Here is a 26034-nt window from a genome sequence, read left to right as displayed (position 1 = left end):
TGGGTTGTCTGCGCCTCAGCCCGCTGCGGCGGCCTTGCCCGCGCGGCGACCGTAGAAGCTGCCGTCGCCCAGTGACGCCCCGCTGACATACCCGCCCGCGCACAGCCCCGACGTGCAACGACCCGCCGCGAACAGCCCCGCGATCGGCTCCCCGCTCACGTGCAGCACTCGCGAATCCAGGTCGGTGCGCAACCCGCCCAGGGTGAATCCGGCGGTGAACCCGCGCAGGTCGTAGCAGGCGATCGACCCCGAAATCGGCCGCACCCATTGGGGTTTCTTGCCAAGCAGCGGATCCTCGCCGTGCTCGGCGTGCTGGTTGTAGGTGGCGATCGTGGTCTGCAAAGCCTGTGCGGGCAAGCCCATTTCGGCTTCGAGTTCGGCGGCGGTTTCGGCCACCCATTTCGGCGGAAACCGGAAGAACGGAGTCGCGGTCACCGTGTTCAGCGCTTCTTCCAGGGACTTCTCGTCGATGATGAGGAACGCCTGATTGTCCTGCTGCAGCAGCGTGGCCTGTCCGATCCGGCCCGCGTAGGTGTCCTCGGGGATGTAGCGCTGGCCGCGTCCGTTGACCAGGATGCCGCGCGCCATCATCTGCGGATCACCGAAGATCGCGACCTCGCTGGCATCCATGTGCGCGAGCTCCGCACCCAACGCCTGCGCCAGCCGGATGCCGATGCCGTCGTGTTCCTCGATGGCCGCACCGGGTCGCCCGGTCAGTTTCGGGGTGTAGCGCGCGATCATGTCCTTGTCGTAGGCGAAACTGCCCGTGGCCAACACGACTCCGCGCGCCGCGCGCACGGTGACCGGCTTGCCGTAGTTGGTCGCCAGCACGCCGACCACCCGATCATCCTCATCGACGATCAACCGGCGGATCCTGGTGTCGTATTCGACGGCGATGCCCAGCTTTTCGACGGTCTCCGCCAGGGGCTTCATCAGCATGTACCCGCCGCTGCGCCTGCCGATCTTCTTCTCCGCGAACTCCGGAACATGCCCGCGCGGTGCGGGTTTCGCCAGATCGAGAAACGGCGCGGAGTTCTCGCCACCGGAGTACATCAGCCCTTCATCGTGCGGCGGCTCCCACCCCGGCTCACCCCAGAACGACTCCTTGAACGGCACCCCGCAGTCGACCAGCCAGTCGAAGTGCTCGACGCTGCCCGCGCAGTAATCGTCGATTTTGGCCTGGTCCACGCCGGGCCCCAACGCCGCGGTCAAAAACGTCGCCATATTGTCCGCGGTGTCATCGAACCCCAGCGCCTGCTGCAACGCCGTGCCACCACCCAGATACACGAACCCGCCCGCCAGCGCCGCCGCCCCACCCCACCCGCCGGTCCGCTCGAGGATCACCACGTTCGCCCCCGCGCGCGCCGCCTCGATGGCCGCGCACACCCCCGCGATCCCGTACCCGGCCACGACGACATCGGCCTCGATATCCCACTGCGTCACCGCACTGGCACGCAACGGTCGCACGGTGTCGATGCGGGATGGTTCTTCGGTCACGCTGGCCTCCGGTGTTGGGGTGTCTACCGAAATGGTGCCGCGTGACCGCCCACAAAACAAGAACGTGTTTCAGAAAGGTGTGTCGGCGCGCTCGGGTACCGTGGCGCGGGTACAGACGTCACGACAACGAACTGGTGGTGGAACCGATGAGCGGCAACATTCGAGACATTGCGGTGCAGACCCTCGCGGGCGAGGACACCACGCTGGGCGACCTGGCGGGCGACCGGGCGGTGCTGCTGGTCAACGTGGCCTCCAAGTGCGGCTTGACCCCGCAGTACGGCGCCCTGGTGGAACTGCAGAAGACCTACGGCGAGCGCGGTTTCACCGTGATCGGCTTCCCGAGCAACCAGTTCATGGGTCAGGAACCCGGCACCGCGCAGGAGATCCAGGAGTTCTGCTCGGTCACCTACGGCGTGGATTTCCCCCTGCTGGCCAAGGCTGACGTCAACGGCGACGACCGCCACCCGCTCTACACCGCGCTGGTGGAGACCGCCGATGCCGAGGGCGCGGCGGGCGACGTGCAGTGGAACTTCGAGAAGTTCCTGGTCGCACGCGACGGCACGGTCGCGGGCCGCTTCCGTCCGCGCACCACCCCCGATGCCGACGAGGTCGTGCAGGCGATCGAAGCCCAGCTCTGACCTACTGGGCGTTCGCCAGCAGCGCGTATTGCGCGGCCGCCTGCTGGCGCACGCCGGTGGCTTCGGCGCCGCTGACGAACGCACCGTAGTTGCGGTAGCTCACGTAACAGCGGGTCAGCGCCTTGCCTTCGCGCCGTTCCGCGCACTGCGCACCCGGCACGTCGTCGGGTGCGGCCACGGGATGTGCTGCGGTGCTGAGGGTTTCCTGCCACGTCGTGCCGAAGGCGGTGGCGGAAACGTCGTCGCGGAACCGGAACAGCGTGGTGCTGTACGAATTCGCGACCGCGTCCACCCCGCCGCGATCCCAGGCCGCACCCAACTCCTCCGGTTCGGTGGGGCGATAGTGCCGGCTCGCTCGCCCGATCCACGCCGAGAATTCGCGCGAGGAGATCGCGATCTGCTGATTGCTCGGGCCGGGAATCAGGGTGCGGCGCAACAGATCATCGGGGTCGCGGGGGAGTTCGGCGATGCGATCCGGTGCGGTCGGGGTGAACTGGTCCAGCAGCGGGACCTGAGCGTCCAGGATCGCGGCGACCCGACGGGCCATGGCGTCGATGTCCGGTGTCGGATGCTGCAGGAACATGCTCACCACGAGCTCACCGTGCGCGAAGGTCGCACCGATCGTTTTGATACCCGGTCGCCAATGTGCGTGTGCGGCAGGGTAGCCGGGGATCGGCACGGGCTGATTGTCCGGGCTGACCCCGAAATCGGTGGCCTCCAGGTCGCGTGCCGCGGTCGCGGCGGTTTCCTTGCCGGGGAACCGCAACAACACCACCCGCGTCACCCGTGCGTCGGTCTCGATCGCCGGCTTCGCCTTGTCGAACGCCTGACTGCCCTCCGCGATATCGAACCCCACGATCATCCGATGCCGTTCCAGCACCGGAAGATTGACATTCGAGATCGCCGACACGTCCGACGTCCGCCGCGGTGTATCCAGCACGTCGCTGCCCCAGTTATGGCTCAGCGTCGAATCCACCTCGCGCGGAAACACCACCGCCCCAGCCATTCTCAACCCTTCGAGAATCGGCCCGTCCGTCGGCTTCCGGCCCGCCTCGATATCGGCGGGCGCGGTCGTATAACTGCCCACATCCAGGGTTCGCACATCGATCTCACCCGGCACCGCCGCACCGTCGACGGTGCCGCAGCCCACGAGCAGAACAGCGAGCGCGCCCAGTGCCAAGCGCGCGGTCACAGGGGTGCGGTGGTCAACCATTGGTCGATCATCTCCTGATGGGTGTGGCCCTTCCAGTAAACCTGGAGCAGCACAGTCGAATACGGCGCGGTGTCGAAGTGCACCAGCAACCATGGTCCGGTGGAGCCGTGGAAACTGCGTACGGTCAGGGGTCTTCCGTAGCGGGATCGCAACTGCTGGGTCGCCCCGGCGGGCAGGGTGGCGATGAACTTCCCGACGGTGTCGGCGTCCTTGTGTGCCATCACCTGCAGTTGCAAGCCTTCGCGGTCGGTGCAGTCGAATCCGGTGTCCCACACTGCTTCTGGGCTCTTCGTTGCGAAGCTGCACTTCAACCCGCGATACCCCTCGCTGTCAGGGCTGGCAGGGAGTAGATCGGGGAACATCGCGATTGTCGGTCGGGCCGCCGCCCACGCATCGATCGTGGTGGTCGGTGCGACGGTCGTGGTCGTCGGCAAGGCGCCGGTGCTCCCGGAGTCGCGACTGATAACAACCGCGGTAGCCACCCCGATCGCCACCGCGAGACCGAGGATCCCCGCTACCCACCACGCTGTTCTACTTCGACGAGCCCGACCATCGACATCCCGCCGACTTCCGACGCCAGCCGCTCGATTACCCGCGGAGCCGACTCCCGTTGTGCCCCAGTGTCGTCCGTGCACCGCGGCCGAAGCCGGACCGCCTTGATCCATCTCCGTGCCAGGAATAGGGGCGGTGAGGCCTGACCCGAAAGCTACGCCAGCGTCGGTCAGCGGCTGCGTCGGAGCGACTCCGGTCGTCAACGCGGTGGTGGCCGCCGCAACCATTTCCGCACAACTGCCGAACCGCTGCCCCGGATCCTTGGCCAACGCCCGCGCGAACACCAGATCCACCGCAGCGGGCACCCCCACCACCTCACTGATCCGCGGCACCGGCTGCATCAAATGCGCACCCACCAACGCCCCCGCATTGGTCGCGGTGAACGGCGGTCGCCCCGCGAGCAGATGAAACAACGTGCACCCCAACGAATACTGATCCGACGCAGTCCCCGCACCCCGCCCATCCAGCTGCTCGGGCGCCGCATACCGCAACGTCGCCACCAACGCCCCCGTCTGCGTCAGCGCCGTCCCCTCATCAACAGCCTTCGCGATCCCGAAATCGGTGAGCAACACCCGCTCCCCACCCACCCCCTCACCCAACAAAATATTGGCCGGCTTCACATCCCGATGCAGCAACCCCGCGGCGTGCGCATAATCCAACGCGTCCGCAGTCGCCCGCGCAATATGCAACGCCCGCTCCGCCCCCAAACCCCCTGCACGAACAGCAGTTTCAGCATCGGTCCCCGCCACATACTGCATAGCAATCCACAGCCGCCCACCCTCGGCCCCACGATCATGAATCGCCACAATATTCGGATGATCCAACCGCCCCGCCAGCTCTGCCTCCCGCTCGAACCGCCCCCGAAAAACCGGATCCGCCGAATACGAGGAATGCAACAACTTCACCGCGACCACCCGAGGCAACCGCGGATGCCGAGCCGCATAAACACTGCCCATCCCACCAGCCCCGAGCACCCGCTCGATCCGATAACCGGCAAACACATCCCCGGCCCTGAGCTCGTGCATGCTGCCACGCTAGCCCAGGATGGTCAGTTTCCGTCGTCTGGCGTCATACCAACCTGCGGTGACACCAATGAGGCGAGGTCACCGTCGGGCGCCGACGCCCGTCGAACATCCATACCACCCCGAGGATTCGGTGGCGGGTCATAGCAAAGTTTTGTCCGAGATCGCCCTGATTTTGTCAACGAGTGCACGAACCAGTCGCTCATCCTTGAACGGCTCGCCGTCACCAGCGTGATGATGTGCTCGGGCCCGCATGAACAAGCAGGTGCGTAGTTGGCGCAGATCGTTCGGCAACTCACCGGCCTGTTCCCACCGAAGTCGCACTCGCCGGTGAATTTCTTTGCGCTCTTCGTGATTTTCGCTGAACACCTGGTAGGCGTTGAACGCGCGGGCGAACCTGATGAACTCCCGGTCATCGGCGTCGTCGGCGGGCACGGGATAGTCGAGGGTCGTCACGCGATCCAGCATTTCAGGCGATCTGGTTTCGATCGACCACCTGCGTCGCGTACGCCCCCTTACGGGCTTATACCCACTTTCGTTGCCCCGGTTGTACATTGGCGTCCATGCACGTCGGGGTCTATCTCGCGCACCCGCGCCGATCCAGCTTCAATCACGCGCTCTTCCATGCCGTCGTCGATGAACTACGAGGGCGCGGATGCGATGTTCGCGCGTGCGACCTGTACGCCGAGGGTTTCGACCCAGCGCTGTCGAGCGGCGAGACCGGCACGGTCGAGTCAGCTCAGACCTCCGAGGATCCGCAGGTGGCGCGGCACCGGAGCGAAATCGCGGGGATCGACGCGCTGGTGTTCGTCCATCCCAATTGGTGGGGCATGCCCCCTGCGATCCTGACCGGCTGGGTGCAGCGGGTGCTCGCCCCGGGCGTCGCCTACAAACTCGGCACCGCCGACGGGGAACCGGCGGGGCTGTTGACTGCGGGCAGGGCTCTGATCCTGAACACTTCCGATACCCCGCTGGATCGAGAGTTGGCGGAGTTCGGTGATCCGCTGCAACGGATTTGGGCCTCGTGTGTCCTGCCGTACGTGGGCGTCGACGACGTCCGCCGAGTCGTGTTTCGCGCCGTCACCGACGCAACGGTGGAGGAACGCGCGAGTTGGCTGCGCCAGGCCCGCGCCGAGGCGGCCGCCCTGATCGCCTGAGTTCTCAGACGCCCCGCCGAACGGCGACGAAGAGCAGATGGACCCGACCGGGAGATCGCTACCTGGACATGGCTCGCCAACCCGCCCGCCTACTGGGCGTTGACCGCGTCGCGAACGGTCGATTCTTGGCGCCCGAGGAAGGTCGGCGAGGGGTTGAACAGGATCTCGTACACGGCTTTGGTCGCCGCGAGTTGGTCGCGAAACCAGCACTTGTTGTAGATGCCGTTATGGGGTTGGGTGTCGTCGCCGATTCCGGTCGCGTCGATGCCCGCGTCGCGGCACAGGGCGATGGTGCGCGGCAGGCTGAAGTCCTGCGTCACCACGATCGCGTGTTCGACGCCGAAGATCTCATGGGCGCGGGCACACGATTCGTAGGTGCTGAACCCGGCGTAGTCCAGCGCGATCTTGTTGGCGGGCACACCTTTTCGAATGAGGTAGTCGCGCATGGCGGTTGGCTCGTCGTAGGCGGCTCGCCCGTTGTCGCCGGTGAGAAGAAGCGCTTTCACCTTTCCCGACTCCAGCAGTCGGCGGCCGAGATCGAGTCGCGCGGCCAGGTATGGCGAGGGTTGGCCGTCGGTGTAGACCTGCGCACCGGGGATCAACGCGACTTGCGCGGCGGGCGCCGTCTCGACGGAGTAGGCGTAATCGCTGGCCGCGTGCCGAATCCAGGCAATCGAGCTGAGCCCGACAAGAGCGGCGAGTCCGACAGCGACCGCGACGACCCGCAACACCACGCGCGCGCGAACCACCGACCGAAGCTTCCCCCGACCTCGTGTGATCTGATCACGAAATCCCATGCGGAGAGTATGCCAGCCATGTGCCCTGGGACCTCCGCACACCCACCGCTGGAAATCCACCTTTGCATCGTGGCAGAAGCGTCGAACCCATCTATGCTCAGGCACCGTGTACGAGATTGCGAAAACGGCGGGTTACAGTGGTGCGCACGGGATCTGGAGTGTGAGCGACGCAGACCTTTTGGTTCCGCTCATCAGGTACGTCGATGCCGACGGATCCGTAGGGCTCGAGCGATTCCTTGCCGACGACGTCGGTGACGCCGCGCGGATCGCAGCCGAGCGGCTGGAGACGGGCCGGCCGGGCTGGCTGCACGCCGCGCTCGTCGTCGATTCGTTCCTGCGCTTGCCGACGGGGCGAACCGATGCGCTGGTCATCACCGCTGTCGAGTACTCCTCGCCACGACGATCGGTACGGATGGCTATCCCATTTCGACCGCACACGGCAGCGGAGGGGTTCGCCGTGTATAGGCTGAAGTTCCTGGGGACCAGCGGATTCGACGAACCCGACTACGATGCGATCGCGGATGCCTTCTTCGTCGGCGTCGACTCTCATGAACAGGCCGCCGCAGTATGGAACGCCCACCGGATCGACGAGTCCGTCTGATTCAAGACCGAATCCGTCCCTGGTCGGTGACTCTTCCCGAGCCGCGCTCCGAAGGGCAATCCAGTGAAGGGACACAGCGTTGAGTGGCGTCCCGCCAGAGATGGTTCGTTGGACATCGGTCGTCCGCGCTACCTCGGCTACTGTGCCGCGTTGGCATCGCGCCGACGGCAATCAGACTAGTGGATCAACTCGATGCCTCGGGACCGCAAGACCGACTGGAGGTGGGGCGCGAGCAATTGCGCACCTAGAACGCGCTTCAGATTCGGGAGACGATGGAGGTCGTCGAGACTTGCGACGTCGAACTGTTCGCCCTCGCCGTCCCAGTGTGGGCAGCATTCGGCGTAAACCTGGCAGCCCCCGTCGAAGATCAGCTGTTCAATCCCCGCGAGCAGTTCGGCAGAAAGCTCGAGGCTCTCGAAGTAGGTCTGAGCTTCCGGCATGACCTGGTCGTAGTAGTTGTCGGCGGAGTACTCCCAGAGGTCGCCATCGAACCCCTGGGCTTCCAGCGTCTCTTCGAGCGACCATGGCTCGAGCTTGGGGGACTCGCCGTACATGAGTTCTTCGACAACTGCCAGCTTGAGATTGAAGTCCACGAACTTAGTCACCCGCCCAATCTAGCGTCGGCCTACGACAATCACGTCTGGCGATCCTCGAACCCGTTCACCCTCGGAGCGTTGGCGGTGTCAGGTGCCTGCGTCGATCTCGGCCGAACGCGCGGCCCTTGCCTTTGGGTTCATCGGACGGAGCGCGCTCCGAAGGGCCAACCCCGCCACTACCATGTCGTGGACGCGGGGTCCGGCGGCGGAGGTGCCGACTATATGCCGGGGCACGCGGAGCCCCGAACGCTAGCTCAGACCGAAATAAACAGGGGCGACGCGCGCTTGGTAGACGGCGACCGCTGCGTAGGCGGCGCCGAAGACGATGAGTACCGCGGCGGCGCTGATGCGCACACGTCGGAGGCTTGTTGCGGGATCAGCCGGCCCGCAACGGCGTTCGACGACCAGGGGTGCGAGCGCAACGAAAGCGACGACCACCGACGTCTGCACGGCTGACCAGAAGAACCTGGAGGGGTCGAAATCCTGCCACAGGTAATGTTCGGCGACGTTGGATGTCACACCGCCTGCCCATGACGCGGTACGCAGCGAGATGTACAAGGAGGCGGACGCGGTCGCCCACCAGAGCAAGGCCGTGGTGACGAGCGTAGCGAGGATGCAGGCGGACCAGGCCGCCGCCATGCGGCCACGTTTCGCCTCGGTGTGAACCAGCGCCGAGCAGGGCACGGTGATGCCGAGTGCTACCGCAGCGGCCACGGTGATCGGGGTCAGCATCGAAAGTACGTAGAACGACGCGGCCACCACCCCTATCGGAACGTCGAATTCCTTCCACCACCATCCCGACGACGCACCGATGACAGCCGCGCCGGCGATCGACACAGTCACGACCACAACCACGGACGAGGCGATAGCGAAAGCGATGGTTCGGCGTGGGCCGGGTTCGGCGTGCGGCCGCGAATCTGCCGGTGGTGCTGAGTTGATCACTCGGACAATGTATTCGGTGTCAGGTTGTTCGCGGGCGTTGGTGGGAGGTCCCGTACGGGCAGGCAGTCGGATGCCCGAAATCGATTGTGCACGCGGACAGTTCGCAGACTGAGATCCTCGGGTACTATCGCCGACGGGGGAGCACGAGATGTCCGATTGTCTGTGGAAGTAGGTCGCAGACGGCGGCAGCTACGGCTGCCCCGTCACGAGCGTTATACGACCATCTCCAGGGGATGAAAACTTGATCGACATGACACCGAACCCCACCTCGCGTCGCCGTTCCGTGCGACGTTCCGGCATCACCTCGGTCGTCGCGGTAGCGGCGGTGTGCGCGGCGCTGGTATCGGGCTGCACGAAGGCTGATTCGGACACCACTACGGGCCCGGCGCCCACCGGTGCGCTGCCCGATGGTGCGCAGATCGTGAAGGAGTCGGCGAAGACCACGCAGACCCTGCACAACGTGCACCTGAAGATCAACGTCAAGAACCTGCCCGAGTTGCCGGTGGAATCGGTGTCCGCCGATGTCACCAACGAGACGCAGGGTTCGGGTGCGGCGATGGGCGACGCGAAGGTCAAGCTCACGCCCGAGTCGCAGTTCACCGAGGCGAAATTCCTTGTGGTGGACAAGGTTCTGTACACCCAGGCCGCCGGCCGTTACGTGCCCGCGGGCCCGGCGGAGAAGGTTTACGATCCGGGCGTCATCTTGGACAAGGACAAGGGCATCGCGAACGTGATCGCCAATATCCAGAACGCCAAGACGCAGGGCCGTGAGGTGATCGACGGGATCAACACCGTGAAGGTGTCGGGCACCATCGACGCCGCCGTGATCGACCCGATCGTGCCCCGCATCGGCCAGAACGCGGGCACGATGCCGATCACCGTGTGGATCAAGGACACCGCCCCGCCCGCGTCGGATTCGACCAAGCCCTCGGACGCGCCGTCCACCGGCGACGGCCCCAATCTTGTTCGCGCCGTGGTGACCAAGGACCAGGGCGAGGTCACTGTCGGCCTGTCGAACTGGGCCAAGCCGGTCAACATCGTCAAGCCCGCCGGCTAGATCCCGGACGTACCGGATCGAACCACACCGGTCCGGGGTCAGTGGAGTGCGCTCCGCGGCCCCGGACCGGTGTGTCGTCTGGGTGTGCCCCACGAAACGCGAATCATGTTCGCCCACAAGCGCATCCGATAAGAGAATGTTCAGCCAGATGCAAGGCGCCGCAAGGACTATACGTGTCGGGACGCTGGTCGGCAGGCAACACGCATCGATGCCGATCGGACACGGAGGAAGAACTAATGACGATCGATGATCGACCTGATGAAGAAGAGCGCGAGCTCCCCGCACCGCCCCCGCCAGGGGGTCGGCCTCCCGTGAACAATGTCTGGGTCTATAACGGGAAAGCCTACGACCTCAGTGACTGGATTTCCAAGCATCCAGGCGGTGAATTCTTCATCGGCCGCACCAAGAACCGCGACATCACCTCGATTATCGGTTCGTACCACCGTGATCCGGAAAAAATCGCGCGGATGATCGAGCGTTACAGCCTCGGTCGCGATGCCATCCCCGAGGACATTCATCCGAAGAACAACGCCCCAGATTTCCTGTTCAAGGACGGCTTCAACAGCTGGGATGACACGCCGAAGTATAAGTTCGACAACAAGAACGACCTGCTGCATAAGGTGAAGGCTCGGCTCAAAGAGCCAGAGCTGGCGGCCCGCCTGAAGCGGATGGACCGCGCGTTCGACATCGTGGTCGGCGTACTGATCTTCGCCTACATCGCGGTGCAGGCCCTGCGCCTGTATGACACGAGCTGGATGCCGTTGCCCGCCTTCGTGATCGCGATGGTGCTGTTGCGTAGTTCGCTGGCAGGCTTCGGCCACTACGCGATTCACCGCGCGCAGAAGGGCTGGAACAAGTACGCGGTCAACGCCTTCGACATGAACTATGTCGCACTGTCTTTCGTCACCGCCGACGGTCACGCCCTGCTGCACCACCCGCATACCCAAAGTGAAGTCGACATCAAGAAGAACGTCTTCACGATGATGATGCAGATCCCGCGCCTGTATCGGGTGCCGGTGCACACCGTGCACAAGTTCGGACATCTGTTGACGGGCATGATCATTCGACTGCTGGACGTGTGTCGTCTGACCCGCAAGGTCGGCATCAAGGACATGTACGGCACCTGGCGTGGCGCGCTGCCGCACTTCATCGGCTCGTTCGGGATGCGGTTCCTGCTGGTGGCCGAATTCGTGGCCTTCGCGTTCGCGGGCGACCTGCTGGCGTGGGGTCTGCAGTTCGTGATCACGCTGTGGATCAGCACTTTCATGGTGGTGGCCAGTCACGACTTCGAGGTACCCACCGAGGAACTGCACACCGAGACCGAAGACTGGGCGGTCAACCAGCTCGAGCAGGCCTACGACCTGACCGTGGTCGGCAACAAGTATGTCGACTGCTTCCTGTCCGCGGGCCTGAGCTCGCATCGCGCGCATCACGTACTTCCGTTCCAGCGCAGCGGGTTTGCCAATATCGCGTCCGAGAACGTGGTGCGTGAGGAAGCCGCGAAGTTCGGTGTGGAGTGGCTGCCCGCCAAGAGCTTCTTCGGAGATCGTTTCCCCAAGTTGGTCCGGATCTACTTGCTCGCGCCGTCTCGCGAAGCGCAGGAGAACCGGTGGGGTTTCGTGCGCGAACACTGCGCACCCTCAGCGTTGAAGACCTGCGTGACCTACACCGCGCAGGGCTTCTCCGGCATCGGCACCGTCTGACCCGGCCCGCTGCCACCTCTGTTCTGTCTCGAAAGGAATTGTGCCCGTGTCTCTCTCCTTTGACCTGCTCCGCGAGCCCGATGTCGAGCGCGGGCACGACCTGCTACCGCCCACGCCGCCCACCACGGTCGGCGTGATCGAAGCGGTCGCCACCGGCTCCCCGTCGCTGGTCGTGGATCAGGCGGTCAACGCGGACCGGGTCGCGCAGCTGTTCTCCGATCCGGTTCAGCGGCAGCGCATTCCGCGCATCTACGCCAAGACCAGGATCGACACCCGCCACCTGGCGATCGACCCGCTGGACCCCGAGTTCCTCGAATTCAGCCGCAAGCCGGGCACCATCCGGGAACGCATGAACCTGTTCTTCGAACACGCGGTGCCGCTGGCGGTCGACGTGGCCCGGCGCGCGGTCGAGGGTTTGGAGAACCCGGCTGAAGACATCGGGCAGCTGATCTTCGTGACCAGCACCGGCTTCATCGCCCCCGGTGTCGACGTCGCGGTGGTTAAGCAACTGGGCCTGTCGCCCAAGGTCGGCCGAATGGTCATCAATTTCATGGGGTGCGCGGCGGCCATGAACGGCATCCGAGCCGCCGTGGACTATGTTCGGGCGCATCCGGACAAGAAGGCGATGGTGCTGTGCATCGAACTGTCTTCGGTCAACGCGGTTTTCGACGATGACGTCAATGATGTGATCACCCACAGCCTGTTCGGTGACGGTTGCGGCGCGGTCGTGATCGGCGCCGGCAAAGTGCACAAGCCGCTCGCCCCGGGCAGTGTCGTGATCCGCGACAGCTTCACCCACCTGTTCGACGACGCCGAAGACGGCATCGTGCTCGGCGTGAAAGACGCGGGCATCACCTGCGAACTGGCCACCAGCCTGCCCGACTACATCTACCGCGGTGTCGACCCGGTGGTCTCGGAAGTGTTGGCGCGCAACGGACTCGGCAAATCCGACATCGAACTGTGGGCGATCCACCCCGGTGGTCCTCGCATCATCGAGGAGTCCGCGCGCTCGCTCGGTCTCCCGGCCGAGCTGGCCGCGCCGAGCTGGGACGTGCTCGCCGAGCACGGCAACATGCTCAGTGTGTCGCTGATCTTCGTGTTGGAGCGGATGATTCGCGACGCGCAGACCACCGCACCGATCTCGACGGGTGTGGCGTTCTCGTTCGCACCCGGTGTCACCCTCGAGGGCATCGTGTTCGATGTCATCCGCAGCTGAGAGCCGTCCATCATGCATTTGCTCCGTTTTCTCGCCGCGCTGTCACCGGCCAGGATCGCCGCGGTCGTGGCCGCCGGCCTGATCTGCGGCGCCGCCAACACCTACCTGGTGACGTTGATCAACGCGGTGGTCTCACCACGTCCGCAGCCCGACAACCTGCTGCTCCGTTTCGGCACAACGGGTTTGGTGATTCTTGTCAGCGGTGTGCTGTCGCAAGTTCTGTTGATCCGCCTGTCCCAAGAGGCGATCTACCGGCTGCGCAGTGACCTGAGCTCCGGAATCGTTTCCGCCCCACTGGAACACCTCGAACGTCTCGGTATGCACCGACTGATGGCCACGCTCACCGAGGACGTGCGTTCGCTGTCGCAGGCGGTCACCGCTATCCCGTCGATCTGCGTGGACGTGGCCACCATCGTCGGCTGCTTCGTGTTCCTGGCCGTGGTGTCGGGGCCGATCTTCGCGATCACCGTGGGTGGCACGCTGGTCGGAATCGCCTGTGTCGAAATGGTTCTCAAGCGCGTACGCGGCATCTACCGGGAAGCTCGTGAGAACGAGGACGCGCTGCTGCGATCGTTCCAGGCCGTCACCCTCGGCATCAAGGAACTCAAGCTGCACCGTGGCCGCCGCCGCGACTTCATGGACCGGCACCTGCTCGGTTCGGCGGGCACCCTGCGCGATCAGAACACCGACGCCGGCTCGAAATTCTCCTACGCCCAAGGGTTCGGCCAGGCGCTGCAGTTGGGCACGATGGCGCTGATCCTGTTCGGCATCGCGGCCGCGCTGGAGCTGCCGCGCGAGACGATGGTCGGGTACGTGCTGGTCACGACGTTCCTGGCGATGCCGATGCAGAACTTCATGCACCGCATTCCCGATCTGCTGCGCGGCGATGTCGCCCTGGACAAGATTCGCGCGATGAACCTGTCGATGACCACGCTGCACGACGAGCAGGCGCTGCCGTATGTCGAGCGTCCGGCGGTGGGGGAGGCCAAGCTGGAACTCACCGACGTCAGCTACGTATACCGCAGCGACGCAACATCTTTGGTGCCACCGCCACCTGGAGCGCACCCGGGCGGGCACGGTGGACCACCGCCACGTCCGGGGATGCCGCCACGAAACGGCCACCCCCACCCCGCCCATCCCGGCGGCGGCGCGGTCGACGTCAACGGCAAGAAGTGGATCGACCACGGCGGCAACGACATTCGCCCCCTGGCACCCCCGCCCGCCCTCGACGACGCTCAGGACGCCGGCTTTCGCCTAGGCCCGATCAACCTGGTCTTCGAACCCGGCCAGATCACCTTCATCGTCGGCGGCAACGGCAGCGGAAAGTCCACCCTCGCCAAGCTCATCACCGGCCTGTACGTCCCACGCACCGGCTCGCTGTCGCTCAACGGCGAGCGGATCGACCACGACAACATCGAGTGGTACCGCCAGAACTCCTCCGCGGTCTTCACCGACTTCCACCTGTTCGAGGACTACCTGGGCTTCGACCGCCCCGGCATCGACGCCGAAGTCCAGCGCTACCTCGACGAACTACAGATCGCCCACAAGGTCACCGTCGAAAACGGCAGCCTGTCCACCGTCGACCTATCCCAAGGCCAACGCAAACGCCTGGCCCTGCTCACCGCCCTGCTCGAAGACCGCCAGATCTACGTCTTCGACGAATGGGCCGCCGACCAGGAACCCCGCTTCCGCGAGGTGTTCTACCGCGAGATCCTCACCGACCTGAAGCGCCGAGGAAAGACAGTCATCGTGATCACCCACGACGACCGCTACTTCGACTGCGCGGATCAGTTGGTGAAGCTCGATTTCGGTCTGGTTGCCGTGTAGACGCGAACGGGCTGCGCGACTCGCCGCATGGACGGGCCGATCACTCCATAACGGGCGCGCCCGCGCGAGGCTGAACGACATGAAACTCAGGACAGTGATGTGTGTTCTCGGCGCCACCGTGGTCTTGCCCGCAGTGCTCGCCGGACCCGCGATCGCCGCACCATGGACAACCGACCAAGTAGTGGCCTACCTCTGCACCGAGGCTCACGACGCTGCCTTCTACCACGACTACGCCGAAGCCGAGAAGATGCACGTGTGGAAGTTCAACGGCGACATCGTTCCCGAGGTGGAGGCCAGGAAGAAGGTCTTCGGCACCGGCGAGCTCAACGACACCACCCGCGCGGGTCAGTGCGGCGAGAAGCGGACCGAGTTCCTCGATGCCGTCGACGCGATCACCACTCGCGAGAAGGATACGCTGCGTGCGGAGTACCGCGACAACAGCGCGGCGATCAAAGCCTTCCCTGCCAAGAAGCTCGCCGCCTTCAGCGAAGCCGGCCAGTCGGAGATGCGACGTAAGAACGAGAAGTACCCGCAGTGACCCGATCTCGGCGGTGAGGGAGTCGAAGTGAGGCGAGTAGCCTGGCACCCAGTCGACTGATGAGGGGCGAGGGCTATGAGTGGGAGCGCGGCAACGATGGTTGAGGTGGGCAAAGGGTCCAAGACTGATCTTGTCGACGGGCGGTACACGGTGCGCCTCGACCTCGACAGCCCGGCCGGTGCGGTGGACGTCGCGGCGGTGCTGCTGACCGCTGATGGCAAGGTTCGCTCCGACGCTGATTTCGTGTTCTTCAACAATCCGACCGCGCCCGGTGTGAGCCTGGAATCCGATGCTGTTGTCGCGGTGGATCTTTCGGCGCTGCCTGCTGAGATTCACCGGGTGGTGATCACCGGTAGTACCGAGGCGCAGGGGATGCGGTTCGGGGCGGTTGTCGGGCTGCGGGTGTCCGTTGTCGGGGCGAGCCAGTCGGTGACGTTCGTGCCGCCCGGTCTGGACTCCGAGACGGTGCTGCAAGCTGTCGCACTGTATCGACGGGGGAGTGGGTGGCGGCTCGACGCGATCGGTCAGGGGTACAGCGCCGGGCTGGCAGCGTTCGCGACCGATCACGGCATCGTTGTCGACGCGGACGAAGAGCCGGCCGAAGTGGTTGCACCGCAACCTGTTACGCCGTCCCCTTCGGTCGATCTCCGCAAGGTCGACGTCGTCCTGACCAAAGATTCCCCCGACCGCCGCGCCACCATCGACCTGCGCAAGGGCGACCCAGGCTATGTCCTGACCGTCGGCCTCGAATGGGACGGCCGCGGTGCGGTGTACGACGACTTCGGCCGCTGCACCAAGCGTGGAGAGGGCGACCTCGACGTCTACTTCTTCTGCCGCAACGAAATCACCGGCGACTACGTGGTCCTGAGCGGCGAAAAGGGTCACCAGGGCGACATCACCAAGTGGCCGTTCATCCACCACCAGGGTGACTCCCGCGGCCCCGGCGCCAACAACCAACCCGCCCGTGAACAAGTCATTGTCCGCCCCACCGAAAACGGCGACCTGCTCCTGAACGTGTACCAGAGCGTGGACAACGGCGCAGGCGCGATCGACAAGTTCGGCAACCCCCGAGTTCGAGTCCGCTACGGCCGCCCCGGCCCCGACGGGCTCCCCGGCGAGGACGCCGACCAGATCACCGTCATCGTCGGCAACGGAAAGAATGCCTTCTGGGCCACCGTCGCCCACATCGACGTCCAAGACGGAATCCTCACCGTCGACGGCACCATCCGCTACAGCCGCGCTTTCAGCGAGCGGATGCCCGTCCTCGACACCGAGGGAAACTGGGTCCGCTCCGCCAAGAACGGCCCGGTCGGCCGCAGCAAGAAGGCCAGCGGCCTCGGTTTGAGCCGCTACGAGGGAGAGTGCCCGACCCCTCGCTGAGCTCGAATTCACTTGTTGCGCAGCATATTGCACGGCTAGCCTCGAACACTATGAGCGGCACAGTGATAGCAGTGAGCAGCAACCGTGAGTACTCGTTCACCAAGCCGACCCGCCCCAGCATCCGTCTGCTGGCCGGCCTCGGCGTCGAAGGTGACGTTCACGCCGGAACCACGGTCAAACACCGCTCTCGCGTCGCACAGGACCCGACCCAACCGAACTTGCGCCAAGTTCACCTCATGCACCAAGAGCTGTTCACCGAGGTCGCCGAGCACGGATTCGAGGTACTGCCCGGCGATCTCGGCGAGAACATCACCACGACCGGACTCGACCTCCTCGCCCTGCCAGTGGGCGCAGTGCTGCGAATCGGCCCTGACGCCGTCGTCGAGGTGACAGGCCTGCGCAACCCCTGCGCCCAGATCGACAGATTCCAAGATGGCCTGCTGAAACAACTCGTCCACCAGGACGCGACAGGCACTGTCGTACGCAAGGCCGGAATCATGGGCGTGGTCACCGCCGGCGGCGAGATCCAGCCCGGCGACAGCATCGCCGTCGAACTCCCGCCGCAACCGTGGACGGCGCTGGACCGGGTTTAGCGCAGCGTCGAATCCGTGCTTGCGCCTGACGTAAGGTCAGGTCCTACCGTCGACAACACCGGCGCACAGTGCGCTGGTGGAAGTGGGATGAAACGGATGGACCAGCGCGTGTGGAAGGTCGGCGAGCTCGCGGCCGAGGCCGGACTGACGGTGCGGACCCTGCACCACTACGACCGCATCGGATTGGTGCACCCCGCGCACCGGACCAACACCGGCCACCGGCTCTACACCGAAAGCGACGTCGAGCGCCTCTACCAGGTCCTGGCCCTGCGCCAGCTGGGCCTCGGCCTGGACCAGATCGCGGACTTGCTCGAGGGCGCCGTGCCGATGGCACAGGTTCTGACGGCCCATCGCGACTACCTGGCGGCGCAACTGGCAGCGACCAAGGACCTGCACGCCCTGGTCGACGCACTGGCAACCACCGCGCAGAGCAAGCCGGAAACATCCACCGACCACTTCCTGGAACTGATCAGGAGAACCGTCATGGTCGACGACACCATCAAGAACTACTTCACCGAGGAACAGCTGACACAACTCGCCGTGCGCCGAGAAGAGCTGGGCGAACAGCACATTCAGCAAGTCGAAGCCGACTGGGCTGTGCTGATCCCCCAGGTCGACGCAGCGATCGCGGCGGGAATGGACCCCACCTCGCCCGAGGCGGGGCGCATGGCTGCCCAGTGGATGGAGCTTCTGGAAGGGTTCCATGGGGGTGATGAGGGCTTGCGCGACAGCATGTATCGGATGCAGGCCGAGGAGTCCGCCCGAATCGAAAGTGAGTACTGCGGACCGTCGCCCGCGCAGATCGCGTTCATCACGGCCGCGAATACTGCACGGGAATAACGGGATCGGAGTCCGAATATCGCGCAGTAACGACTGAGGTAGTGCGTGCGCGTGGTGCGGGGGATGATTCCTGCGCGCCACGGCCGCCGCCTGAAACCCGGGCGGGGTGCGGCCTTCTCGTGAAGGACCCGAACATCGACGGGCACAGGAGTCTGCGGCATAGGCTTGACCGATGAATGCAACCCCACCCCTGACGGTGTCGCAGCGGACGGAATACATCTGCAGCGCGGTGGTCTGGCGCTGTGATCGGTTGACGACTTGGGCGGCGGTGGCGTGGTGATATCCGACCCGACACGCGACCCTGCGTCGGTCGAGATCGGCAACTTCCTTGCCCATGCGCCGTCCGACGTGTGGCACGCGCTCACCGATCCGAGTGTGGTGCAACGGTGGTTGATGCCGTCTACCGGATTCGTCGCATCAGTGGGAACCCACTTCGTCTTCACCGTCCCGCCCCAGCCATCGTCGGCGGCCAGGCGGCAAGCGACCTCTGTCGGTGAGATCGCCTGCGAAGTTCTAGCGGCCCGTCCGAGTGAGCAGCTGACCCTGAGCTGGGTCGACTTGCGAGCAGAACGGCCGGCCCGCTGGGTTATCGACTGGACATTGTTGTCGCAGGGGCGTGGCACTCGATTGTTGTTGACGCACAGCGGATTCGATCTCGAAGACCGCCGACAGAAGATGGCGCGCAACGGAATGGAACGGATGTGGCACGGCAGGTTGTCGCGGCTGCGCGACGTGCTCGACATCGGCCACCAGAACCTCTTCTAGTTGGATTGCCACGGCAAGGAGTGGGAACCGCGCTGGTGACGACTGTTCCGCTGAGACCTGCGGCCAGAGGGATTCGCGGATTGCGTCACTGGCTGTCGGTATTCCAGGGTGCCGCCCGCATGTCCTCGATCGAGAGCCGCTGTCCGCGGCGCGGTTCACCGAGCGGAACTCCGACGGCGATCATCGACATCACCACCCAACCGGCGGTCGGCGCGAGGTCGGTGGTGACGGCGTCGAGGTCGAAGGCGCGGAATTGGTGGCAGGCGAGGCCGATGGCCTGGGCTTGGATTGTCAGATTGGCGACGGCTTGGCCGAGATCGTAGTCGGCGAATTCCGAGTACGGGATGCGGGAATCGTCGACGAATCTGTGCGTCAACGTGACGATCAACAGACCGGCGTCCAACGCCCACCGAGCTGAACTGGGTGCCAGATGCATCGCGATCCGCTTGTGTTCCACCTCGCCGGGCCGGACGGGATAGAAACTCCACGGCTGTGAATTCCCCGCCGACGGCGCCCACCGCGCAGCCTCGAGCAGCAGTTCGACCGTCGCGTCATCCACCGCCGCCCCGGAATCGAACGCGTAGGGACTGAATCGCCCAGCCAGAAGCGGGTGAAGACGGGGCCGACCCGCAGAGGTGAACACTGTTGTCTCAACCAAGATTGCTTACGTCCTATGCCCGTACGGCACAACGGGTTTCGAACTGGTTCGCGCGCGGCTAGGGGTCGGGTTGTCGCACCGACCCCGGCGAAATGACTGTGCCGGCAACTGCGGTTGAATGAGTCCGTGATCGAACATGATGTTCTCAGCGTGTTCTGCGGGCCAGCAGGAGAATTCGGCAACGAACTCGGCGTAGTGCAGGGTCTGGAGGGCGCGTCTCCCGCTGAACGACTGCGCATCGCGCGCGACCTCGGGTTCAGCGAGACGGTGTTCATCGACGACCCGGTTCGTGCCGCCATCGATATCTGGACACCGTCGGTGAGTCTGCCGTTCGCCGGACATCCCTGCGTCGGCGCGGCGTGGTTGCTGGATGCGCCGCAACTCGACACCGCTGCAGGGGTCGTCACCGCGCGCCGCGTAGGCGGGGTCAGTTGGATCACGGCGCGGCCGGAGTGGGTGCCGCCCAGGACTTTTCGGCAGTACAGCTCGGCCGAGCAGGTGAACGAGCTCGACGTCCCTCGACCCGGTGAATGGATTTATGCGTGGGCGTGGGAGGACGAGTCGGCCGGTCACGTTCGGGCGCGGGCTTTCCCCGGTCGCGGCGACGGCATCGACGAGGACGAGGCGACGGGTGCCGCGGCACTGCTGTTGACGGCAACTCTCGGCCGGGCCCTGACGATCACGCAGGGTCGAGGTTCGCAGATTCTGACTTTCCCGAAGCCCGATGGCTCGATCGAAATCGGTGGACACGTAAGGCGGATCGCCAAGTGAACGACCTGAGCTTCCGACTGGCGGCGGATACCGACCTCGCAACCCTCGTGCGCCTGCGCGACGACGCGGCGCACTGGATGCTCGCCCACGGAATCACCGGCCAATGGCAGCCCGGCCAATTGAGCGAGGATCATTTCCGGAAGGCCATGGCGCAGGGTGAGGTCTGGGTCGCCGAGGTCGGTGGTCGTGTGGTCGGGGCGTGGGAGCTGTGGTGGGACGACGAGGATGCCTGGGGATCGCAGCCGCCGGTGGCCGGCTATGTGCATCGGCTGATGGTGGATCGTAGCGTCGCCGAGCCGGGTACTGGGCGGCTTCTGCTGGAGGCTGCAGAGCGCCGGGTTGCCGCAGTGGGCCGCAATTTCGTGCGGCTCGACTGCCTCGCCGGCAACGTGCCTCTGAACGCCTACTACTCGAACCTCGGCTACCGAGTCGTCGGCCACAAGGCGGGCAAGCCGCAGCCGGGTGGTGTGCCGAAGTCGTTCACGCTCATGGAGAAGGAGCTGACCGGCAGACAAGGGGCAGACACCGTTCTAGGTGTTCGGGCGGTCGCCGAGTAGGTCCTCGCGAAGATCGCGGACCGTCATTCGCAGAGCCTCGACAACCGCGGCGACTTCCGGGCGGCGCAATGTCTCCGGCCGGATGACCAACCAGTACGTGAGCTGAACGCGCACTTCGTCGGGCAGCACACGAACAAGATCGGCGTGCCGGTCGGCCATGAAGCAGGGGAGTAGGCCGATCCCGGCGGCCGCTCGGGTCGCTTCCACGTGGACGAAGACGTTGGTCGAGGAGACCGAGCGGTGCATGGCGGGGGCGAAGGCCAGGGCCAGGTCGAGGTCGTCGACTTGGAGGATGGATTCGATGAAGTAGACCAGGGGGTAGTGGGCCAGGTCGGCGACGGTGGTGGGGGTGCCGTGGTCGGCGAGGTAGTCGCGGGAGGCGTACAGGCGCAGGCAGTAGTCGCCCAGTTCGATCGCTTCGGCACGGTGGACTTGGGGTTTGCCGACCACCACTTCGATATCGAGGCCGGTTCGCTGGGTGGATGCTCGTCGGGTGGCGGCGATGATGTCCACGGCCACGCCGGGATGTCTGCGTTGCACGCGCGCGGCCGACGGCGCGGCCAGGTAGGCGCTGAAACCGTCGGTGGCGGAAATGCGCACCACGCCTTCGAGGGTGCGTTCGCCCGCGGTCGAGCCCAGCGATTTGACCGCGGCCTCCACCGCTTCGGCGGCGGTCAGCGCCTCGCGCCCCAGGTCGGTGAGCTCCCAGCCGCCGGTGACACGGGTCAGCACCCGCCCGCCCATGGCGTGTTCCAGTGCCGCGATGCGCCGCGAGATCGTCGTGTGGTTGATGCCCAGCTCTTCGGCGGCGGTGATGTACCGCCCGGACCGGCCGACCGCGAGCAGCACCAGCAAATCGTCAGCACTGGGCCGGCGTCCCGAAGTCGAAGGAGAATGGCTCACGTGTGCAGTTTCGCAGATAGCCGCTGCGAAACTGGCCATTGTCACCGAGATGCATCTGCACGAATACTCTCCTCACAGCTTGTGGGTCACGTCACATTTTTGTGGTGGCGTGATCTGGATCATTGAAGGAGTTTTGCGATGAGCGTGCGTAGCGCGACCCGGCCCACCGGTGACGACCCGGACGAAGCCCCCACCGGACTGCGGCGGGTGGTGGCCGCCTCGATGGCGGGCACCGTCGTCGAATGGTACGAATTCTTCCTCTACGGCACCGCCGCGACGCTGGTGTTCAGCAAGGTGTTCTTCTCCAAGGACACCAGCGACCTCGACGCGATCCTGGCCGCGTTCGTCACCTACGCCGTCGGTTTCGCGGCCCGCCCGATCGGCGGCATCGTCTTCGGCCACTTCGGCGACCGCTACGGCCGCAAGCAGCTGTTGCAGGTGAGCTTGGTGCTGGTCGGCGCGGCAACGTTCCTGATGGGCTGTCTGCCGACCTTCGCCCAAATCGGCTACTGGGCACCGGCGATGCTGGTGACCTTGCGCTTCATCCAAGGCTTCGCGATCGGCGGCGAATGGGGTGGTGCGGTGCTGCTGGTGGCCGAACACAGCCCCAGCAAGAGCCGCGCTTTCTGGTCGAGTTGGCCGCAGGCCGGTGTGCCCGCGGGCAACCTGCTCGCCACGGTCGTGCTGCTGGTGCTGACCTCGACCCTGTCCGACGAAGCGTTCCTGAGCTGGGGCTGGCGCGTGGCGTTCTGGCTGTCGGCGGTGGTCGTGCTCGTGGGCTACTACGTGCGCACCAAGGTCACCGACGCCCCGATCTTCGTGGCCGCGCAGCAGGAGATCGACCAGGTCAAGGCCGCGTCGTTCAGCCCCTTCGAGGTGCTGCGCAAGTACCCGCGTGGGGTGTTCACCGCCATGGGCCTGCGGTTCGGCGAGAACATCATGTACTACCTGGTCGTCACGTTCTCCATCACCTACCTCAAGGTGCACGTGCACGCCGACACCAAGAACATCCTGTGGTGGCTGCTCATCGCGCACGCCGTGCACATCATGGTGATCCCGCTGGCCGGCAGGCTCGGTGACCGCATCGGCCGCCGTCCGGTCTACCTGATCGGCGCCGTCGCCGCGGCGACCTGGGGCTTCTTCGCCTTTCCGATGATGGACAGCGGCAACCACATGATCATCTTGTCCGCCATCGTGATCGGACTGATGTTCCACGGGCTGATGTACGCCGGTCAGCCCGCGATCATGGCCGAGATGTTCCCGACCCGGATGCGGTACTCGGGTGTGTCGATGGGCTACCAGGTCACCTCGATCGTGGCGGGTTCGCTGGCGCCGATCATCGCGGTGAAACTGCTGTCGGAGTTCGACTCCTCGGTGCCGATCGCCTGGTACCTGGCAATCGCGGCGAGCGTCACCATCGTTGCGGTGTTGTGCGCCAAGGAAACTCGCGGAATCGACCTGGAAACCCTCGACCTCGCTGACGCATCTGCATCGAAAGGTGTTGCCTGATGGCAGAGCTCACCGGACGCAAGGCGCTGGTCACCGGTGCCGCCAGTGGAATCGGCGCCGCGTGCGCGCGTGAACTCGCCGCACGCGGGGCCGAGGTGACCGTCGCCGATATCGACGGAGTCGGAGCGAAGAGGATCGCGCACGAAATCGCCGGGCACGCATGGAGTGTCGACCTGCTCGAGGTCGACGCGCTGGCGGAGTTGCGCCTGGAAACCGACATCCTGGTCAACAACGCGGGCGTGCAAAGCGTCAGCCCCATCGAGGATTTCGCGCCGCACCAGTTCCGCACCATGCAGACGCTGATGGTCGAAGCGCCGTTCCTGTTGATTCGCGCGGCCCTTCCGCACATGTACGCGCAGGGGTTCGGGCGGATCGTGAATATCTCGTCGGTGCACGGGATTCGGGCGTCGCAGTTCAAGGTCGCCTACGTGACCGCCAAGCACGGGCTGGAAGGGCTGTCGAAGGTGACGGCGCTGGAAGGCGGCGCGCACGGGGTCACCAGCAACTGTGTCAGCCCCGGCTATGTGCGAACACCGTTGGTGGACAAGCAGATCGCTGATCAGGCAGCTGTGCACGGGATCGATGAGCAGGAAGTGCTCGAGAAGGTGCTGCTCACCGAGAGTGCTATCAAACGGCTGATCGAGCCGGAAGAGGTTGCGGCACTGGTCGGTTGGCTGGCCTCCGATTCGGCCGGAATGGTCACCGGGTCGTCGTACGTGATGGATGGAGGGTGGAGCGCCCGATGAACAACGTGGTAGCGGCACCGCAGTGGGTGCCCAACGGTGACGACATCGATCGGGCTCGGATCACCGACTTCGCTCGGTTCGTGGCTGCGCGGCATGGCATCGCGGTGCCCGACTACCACGCGCTGTGGCAGTGGTCGGTCGACGATCTGGAGGGGTTCTGGGGTTCGCTGTGGGACTACTTCGAGCTCGGAGACCGGCCGGGTGCGGTGTTGGCTTCGGCGGAAATGCCGGGGGCGCAATGGTTTCCCTCGGTGTCGCTGAACTATGTCGACCAGGTGATCCGGCAGGCCCGTTCCGATCGGCCCGCGATCGTGACGGTGGAAGAGGACGGTTCGGTCGCCGAGTTGTCGTGGGACGACATGCTGGCCAGGGTCGCGGGTTTCGCGCAGACCCTGCGCGGGCTCGGTGTTCGGGCAGGGGACCGGGTGGCCGGTTACCTGCCCAACATCCCCGAGGCCGTGATCGCCTTCCTCGCCACCGCGAGTATCGGGGCCGTGTGGAGTGCGTGCGGGCAGGACTACTCGGCCAAGGCAGCGCTGGATCGGCTCGGGCAGCTCGAGCCGGTGGTGCTGGTGGCCGCTGCCGGTTACCGCTACGGCGGAAAGGCGCATTCCCGCACCGACGAGGTCGCCGAACTGCGCGCCGCTCTCCCCACGCTGGTGGCGACCGTGCTGGTATCCGACGAGCCCGTCTCCGGCACGCTGGCCTGGGAGGATGCCTGTGAGCGCTGTGATCGATCCACGATCTCGACCGCCCAGGTCGGCTTCGATCACCCGCTGTGGGTGCTGTACTCCTCGGGCACCACGGGCCTGCCGAAGGGCATCGTGCACGGGCACGGCGGGGTGCTGCTGGAACACCTGAAAGCCATTGAGCTGCAATCGGATATCGGACCCGCCGACACGTTTCTCTGGTACACCAGCCCCAGCTGGATGATGTGGAACTTCCAGGTCGCCGGACTGCTCGTCGGCGCCACCATCGTGTGTTACGCGGGCAGCCCCAGCTATCCGGCACCGGATGCACTGTGGGACATCGCCTCCCGAGTAGGCGCCACCGTTGTCGGCACCAGTCCCGGCTACGTGCTGTCCTGTGCGAAAGCCGGAGCCGTCCCCTCCCGCGACCACGACCTGACCGCTCTGCGTCTGATCGGCGTCACCGGCTCAGCATTGCCACCGTCGTCGTCGATCTGGTTGCGCGACAACGTCGGTGCGCACATCCCGGTCGCGGCGATCAGCGGCGGGACCGATGTAGTCTCGGCCTTCGTCGGCGGCGCACCGACTGTCCCGGTCTGGCCAGGCGAACTGTCCGCACCCTACCTGGGCGTTTCCCTGCAAGCCTGGGATGACCAGGGCAACCCGGTCCACAACGAGGTCGGCGAGCTCGTCATCACCGAACCCATGCCCTCCATGCCCGTCGGCTTCTGGAACGACCCCGACGGATCCCGTTACCGCGCAGCCTATTTCGACACTTACCCCGGCGTCTGGCGGCACGGCGACTGGATCACCCGCACCGACCACGGCAGCATCATCGTCCACGGCCGCTCCGACTCCACCCTCAACCGCCACGGCATCCGCATGGGCAGCGCCGACATCTACCAAGCGGTCGAACAACTCCCCGAAATCGCCGACGCGCTGGTCATCGGCGCCGAACAACCCGACGGCGGCTACTGGATGCCCCTGTTCATCGTCCCCGCACCAGGTTTCACCCTCACCGAAGACCTCGTCGATCGAATCCGACAGATCATCCGCACCGAAACCTCCCCCCGCCACGTCCCCGACGACATCATCGCCGCACCCGGCATCCCCCGAACCCGCACCGGCAAAAAACTCGAAGTCCCCATCAAGAAACTCCTCCAGGGCGCCGACCCCACCACCGTTGTCGACCCCAGCGCCGTCGACAACCCCGCCCTGCTGGGCTGGTACGCCCAGTTCGCCCGCACGGGAATCGAATAGGTTCGCT

General features: G+C 65.3%; 26 protein-coding genes. 17 read left to right on the top strand and 9 right to left on the bottom strand.

All coding sequences use genetic code 11. From position 1 onward, the window contains the following. Nucleotides 1-15 precede the first annotated feature (15 nt). Nucleotides 16-1497: an FAD-dependent oxidoreductase gene (locus tag ACFWU5_RS20435; protein WP_379268268.1), complete on the bottom strand. Its 1482-nt coding sequence runs from the start codon at nucleotides 1495-1497 to the stop codon at nucleotides 16-18. A 146-nt stretch (nucleotides 1498-1643) separates the two neighbouring features. Between ACFWU5_RS20435 and ACFWU5_RS20430 the strand changes: the two genes are divergently transcribed. Further along, the gene (locus tag ACFWU5_RS20430; protein WP_379268267.1) at nucleotides 1644-2135 is read left to right on the top strand and encodes a glutathione peroxidase; all 492 of its coding nucleotides are present in this window, start codon (nucleotides 1644-1646) and stop codon (nucleotides 2133-2135) included. Nucleotide 2136: 1 nt separating this feature from the next. On the opposite strand, the gene ACFWU5_RS20425 is transcribed toward ACFWU5_RS20430, so the two are convergent. From ACFWU5_RS20425 to ACFWU5_RS20415, 3 genes are all read right to left on the bottom strand, one after another. Further along, on the bottom strand, nucleotides 2137-3348 hold the full coding sequence (locus tag ACFWU5_RS20425; protein WP_379268266.1) for a hypothetical protein: 1212 nt from the start codon (nucleotides 3346-3348) through the stop codon (nucleotides 2137-2139). Continuing rightward, nucleotides 3324-4925, bottom strand: a complete 1602-nt coding sequence (locus tag ACFWU5_RS20420) for a protein kinase (protein WP_379268265.1) — start codon at nucleotides 4923-4925, stop codon at nucleotides 3324-3326. Before ACFWU5_RS20420 ends, ACFWU5_RS20425 begins: the two co-directional genes overlap by 25 nt. Before the next feature lie 138 nt (nucleotides 4926-5063). Then, nucleotides 5064-5378, bottom strand: coding sequence for a hypothetical protein (locus ACFWU5_RS20415; RefSeq protein WP_379268264.1), 315 nt, complete (start codon nucleotides 5376-5378; stop codon nucleotides 5064-5066). Nucleotides 5379-5485: 107 nt separating this feature from the next. Here ACFWU5_RS20415 and ACFWU5_RS20410 point away from each other — a divergent pair, with 107 nt between their 5' ends. Then, the gene (locus ACFWU5_RS20410; RefSeq protein ID WP_379268263.1) at nucleotides 5486-6079 is read left to right on the top strand and encodes an NAD(P)H-dependent oxidoreductase; all 594 of its coding nucleotides are present in this window, start codon (nucleotides 5486-5488) and stop codon (nucleotides 6077-6079) included. An 89-nt stretch (nucleotides 6080-6168) separates the two neighbouring features. Here ACFWU5_RS20410 and ACFWU5_RS20405 read toward each other — a convergent pair whose 3' ends face one another. Next, entirely contained in the window at nucleotides 6169-6828 is a 660-nt protein-coding gene (locus ACFWU5_RS20405) for a vancomycin high temperature exclusion protein (RefSeq protein ID WP_379268262.1), read from the bottom strand. Between the two features lie 208 nt (nucleotides 6829-7036). On the opposite strand from ACFWU5_RS20405, the gene ACFWU5_RS20400 reads away from it, so the two are divergent. Continuing rightward, nucleotides 7037-7477: a hypothetical protein gene (locus ACFWU5_RS20400; protein ID WP_379268261.1), complete on the top strand. Its 441-nt coding sequence runs from the start codon at nucleotides 7037-7039 to the stop codon at nucleotides 7475-7477. A gap of 176 nt (nucleotides 7478-7653) precedes the next feature. Here ACFWU5_RS20400 and ACFWU5_RS20395 read toward each other — a convergent pair whose 3' ends face one another. Next, nucleotides 7654-8082, bottom strand: coding sequence for a DUF6892 domain-containing protein (locus ACFWU5_RS20395; protein ID WP_379268260.1), 429 nt, complete (start codon nucleotides 8080-8082; stop codon nucleotides 7654-7656). A gap of 240 nt (nucleotides 8083-8322) precedes the next feature. Next, on the bottom strand, nucleotides 8323-8916 hold the full coding sequence (locus ACFWU5_RS20390) for a hypothetical protein (protein ID WP_379268259.1): 594 nt from the start codon (nucleotides 8914-8916) through the stop codon (nucleotides 8323-8325). Nucleotides 8917-9265: 349 nt separating this feature from the next. Here ACFWU5_RS20390 and ACFWU5_RS20385 point away from each other — a divergent pair, with 349 nt between their 5' ends. The 9 genes from ACFWU5_RS20385 (at nucleotide 9266) to ACFWU5_RS20345 (ending at nucleotide 18934) form a co-directional block, all read left to right on the top strand. Beyond that, the gene (locus tag ACFWU5_RS20385) at nucleotides 9266-10072 is read left to right on the top strand and encodes an LppX_LprAFG lipoprotein (RefSeq protein ID WP_379268258.1); all 807 of its coding nucleotides are present in this window, start codon (nucleotides 9266-9268) and stop codon (nucleotides 10070-10072) included. Nucleotides 10073-10308: 236 nt separating this feature from the next. Continuing rightward, a complete protein-coding gene (locus tag ACFWU5_RS20380) occupies nucleotides 10309-11775 on the top strand; it encodes a fatty acid desaturase (RefSeq protein WP_379268257.1) in 1467 nt (488 codons plus the stop codon). Nucleotides 11776-11821: 46 nt separating this feature from the next. Next, complete coding sequence (locus tag ACFWU5_RS20375; protein WP_379268256.1) at nucleotides 11822-12991, top strand: type III polyketide synthase; 1170 nt, start codon at nucleotides 11822-11824, stop codon at nucleotides 12989-12991. 12 nt (nucleotides 12992-13003) lie between these two features. Next, nucleotides 13004-14818, top strand: a complete 1815-nt coding sequence (locus tag ACFWU5_RS20370; protein ID WP_379268255.1) for an ATP-binding cassette domain-containing protein — start codon at nucleotides 13004-13006, stop codon at nucleotides 14816-14818. A 79-nt stretch (nucleotides 14819-14897) separates the two neighbouring features. Beyond that, the gene (locus tag ACFWU5_RS20365) at nucleotides 14898-15356 is read left to right on the top strand and encodes a hypothetical protein (RefSeq protein WP_379268254.1); all 459 of its coding nucleotides are present in this window, start codon (nucleotides 14898-14900) and stop codon (nucleotides 15354-15356) included. A 96-nt stretch (nucleotides 15357-15452) separates the two neighbouring features. After that, nucleotides 15453-16736, top strand: a complete 1284-nt coding sequence (locus ACFWU5_RS20360; protein ID WP_379268253.1) for a TerD family protein — start codon at nucleotides 15453-15455, stop codon at nucleotides 16734-16736. A 71-nt stretch (nucleotides 16737-16807) separates the two neighbouring features. Next, nucleotides 16808-17329, top strand: coding sequence for an MOSC domain-containing protein (locus ACFWU5_RS20355; protein WP_379268252.1), 522 nt, complete (start codon nucleotides 16808-16810; stop codon nucleotides 17327-17329). Between the two features lie 87 nt (nucleotides 17330-17416). Continuing rightward, a complete protein-coding gene (locus ACFWU5_RS20350; protein ID WP_379268251.1) occupies nucleotides 17417-18169 on the top strand; it encodes a MerR family transcriptional regulator in 753 nt (250 codons plus the stop codon). 273 nt (nucleotides 18170-18442) lie between these two features. Next, on the top strand, nucleotides 18443-18934 hold the full coding sequence (locus tag ACFWU5_RS20345; RefSeq protein ID WP_379268250.1) for an SRPBCC domain-containing protein: 492 nt from the start codon (nucleotides 18443-18445) through the stop codon (nucleotides 18932-18934). A gap of 85 nt (nucleotides 18935-19019) precedes the next feature. Here the strand turns inward: ACFWU5_RS20345 and ACFWU5_RS20340 are convergent, their stop codons facing one another. After that, nucleotides 19020-19577: a nitroreductase family protein gene (locus tag ACFWU5_RS20340; protein WP_379268249.1), complete on the bottom strand. Its 558-nt coding sequence runs from the start codon at nucleotides 19575-19577 to the stop codon at nucleotides 19020-19022. A gap of 141 nt (nucleotides 19578-19718) precedes the next feature. Here ACFWU5_RS20340 and ACFWU5_RS20335 point away from each other — a divergent pair, with 141 nt between their 5' ends. Beyond that, nucleotides 19719-20363 carry a PhzF family phenazine biosynthesis protein gene (locus ACFWU5_RS20335; RefSeq protein WP_379268248.1) on the top strand — a complete coding sequence of 215 codons (645 nt, stop codon included), beginning with the start codon at nucleotides 19719-19721 and terminating at the stop codon, nucleotides 20361-20363. Next, nucleotides 20360-20920, top strand: coding sequence for a GNAT family N-acetyltransferase (locus ACFWU5_RS20330; RefSeq protein WP_379241890.1), 561 nt, complete (start codon nucleotides 20360-20362; stop codon nucleotides 20918-20920). Before ACFWU5_RS20335 ends, ACFWU5_RS20330 begins: the two co-directional genes overlap by 4 nt. Here ACFWU5_RS20330 and ACFWU5_RS20325 read toward each other — a convergent pair. Next, on the bottom strand, nucleotides 20894-21862 hold the full coding sequence (locus tag ACFWU5_RS20325; protein ID WP_379241891.1) for a LysR family transcriptional regulator: 969 nt from the start codon (nucleotides 21860-21862) through the stop codon (nucleotides 20894-20896). The two genes, ACFWU5_RS20330 and ACFWU5_RS20325, sit on opposite strands and share 27 nt — an antisense overlap. Nucleotides 21863-21961: 99 nt before the next feature. Here ACFWU5_RS20325 and ACFWU5_RS20320 point away from each other — a divergent pair, with 99 nt between their 5' ends. From ACFWU5_RS20320 to ACFWU5_RS20310, 3 genes are read left to right on the top strand one after another with little or no spacing between them, the layout of a single operon-like run. Then, on the top strand, nucleotides 21962-23332 hold the full coding sequence (locus ACFWU5_RS20320; protein WP_379241892.1) for an MFS transporter: 1371 nt from the start codon (nucleotides 21962-21964) through the stop codon (nucleotides 23330-23332). After that, on the top strand, nucleotides 23332-24078 hold the full coding sequence (locus ACFWU5_RS20315; RefSeq protein WP_379241893.1) for a 3-hydroxybutyrate dehydrogenase: 747 nt from the start codon (nucleotides 23332-23334) through the stop codon (nucleotides 24076-24078). Before ACFWU5_RS20320 ends, ACFWU5_RS20315 begins: the two co-directional genes overlap by 1 nt. Further along, nucleotides 24075-26027, top strand: coding sequence for an acetoacetate--CoA ligase (locus ACFWU5_RS20310; RefSeq protein ID WP_379268247.1), 1953 nt, complete (start codon nucleotides 24075-24077; stop codon nucleotides 26025-26027). The genes ACFWU5_RS20315 and ACFWU5_RS20310 overlap by 4 nt, the downstream gene beginning before the upstream one ends. Nucleotides 26028-26034 lie beyond the last annotated feature (7 nt).

It is taken from the genome of Nocardia sp. NPDC058640 (assembly GCF_042716995.1).
In the GTDB taxonomy this organism is placed as follows: domain Bacteria; phylum Actinomycetota; class Actinomycetes; order Mycobacteriales; family Mycobacteriaceae; genus Nocardia.
This window is presented reverse-complemented; position numbering and strand designations above follow the sequence as displayed.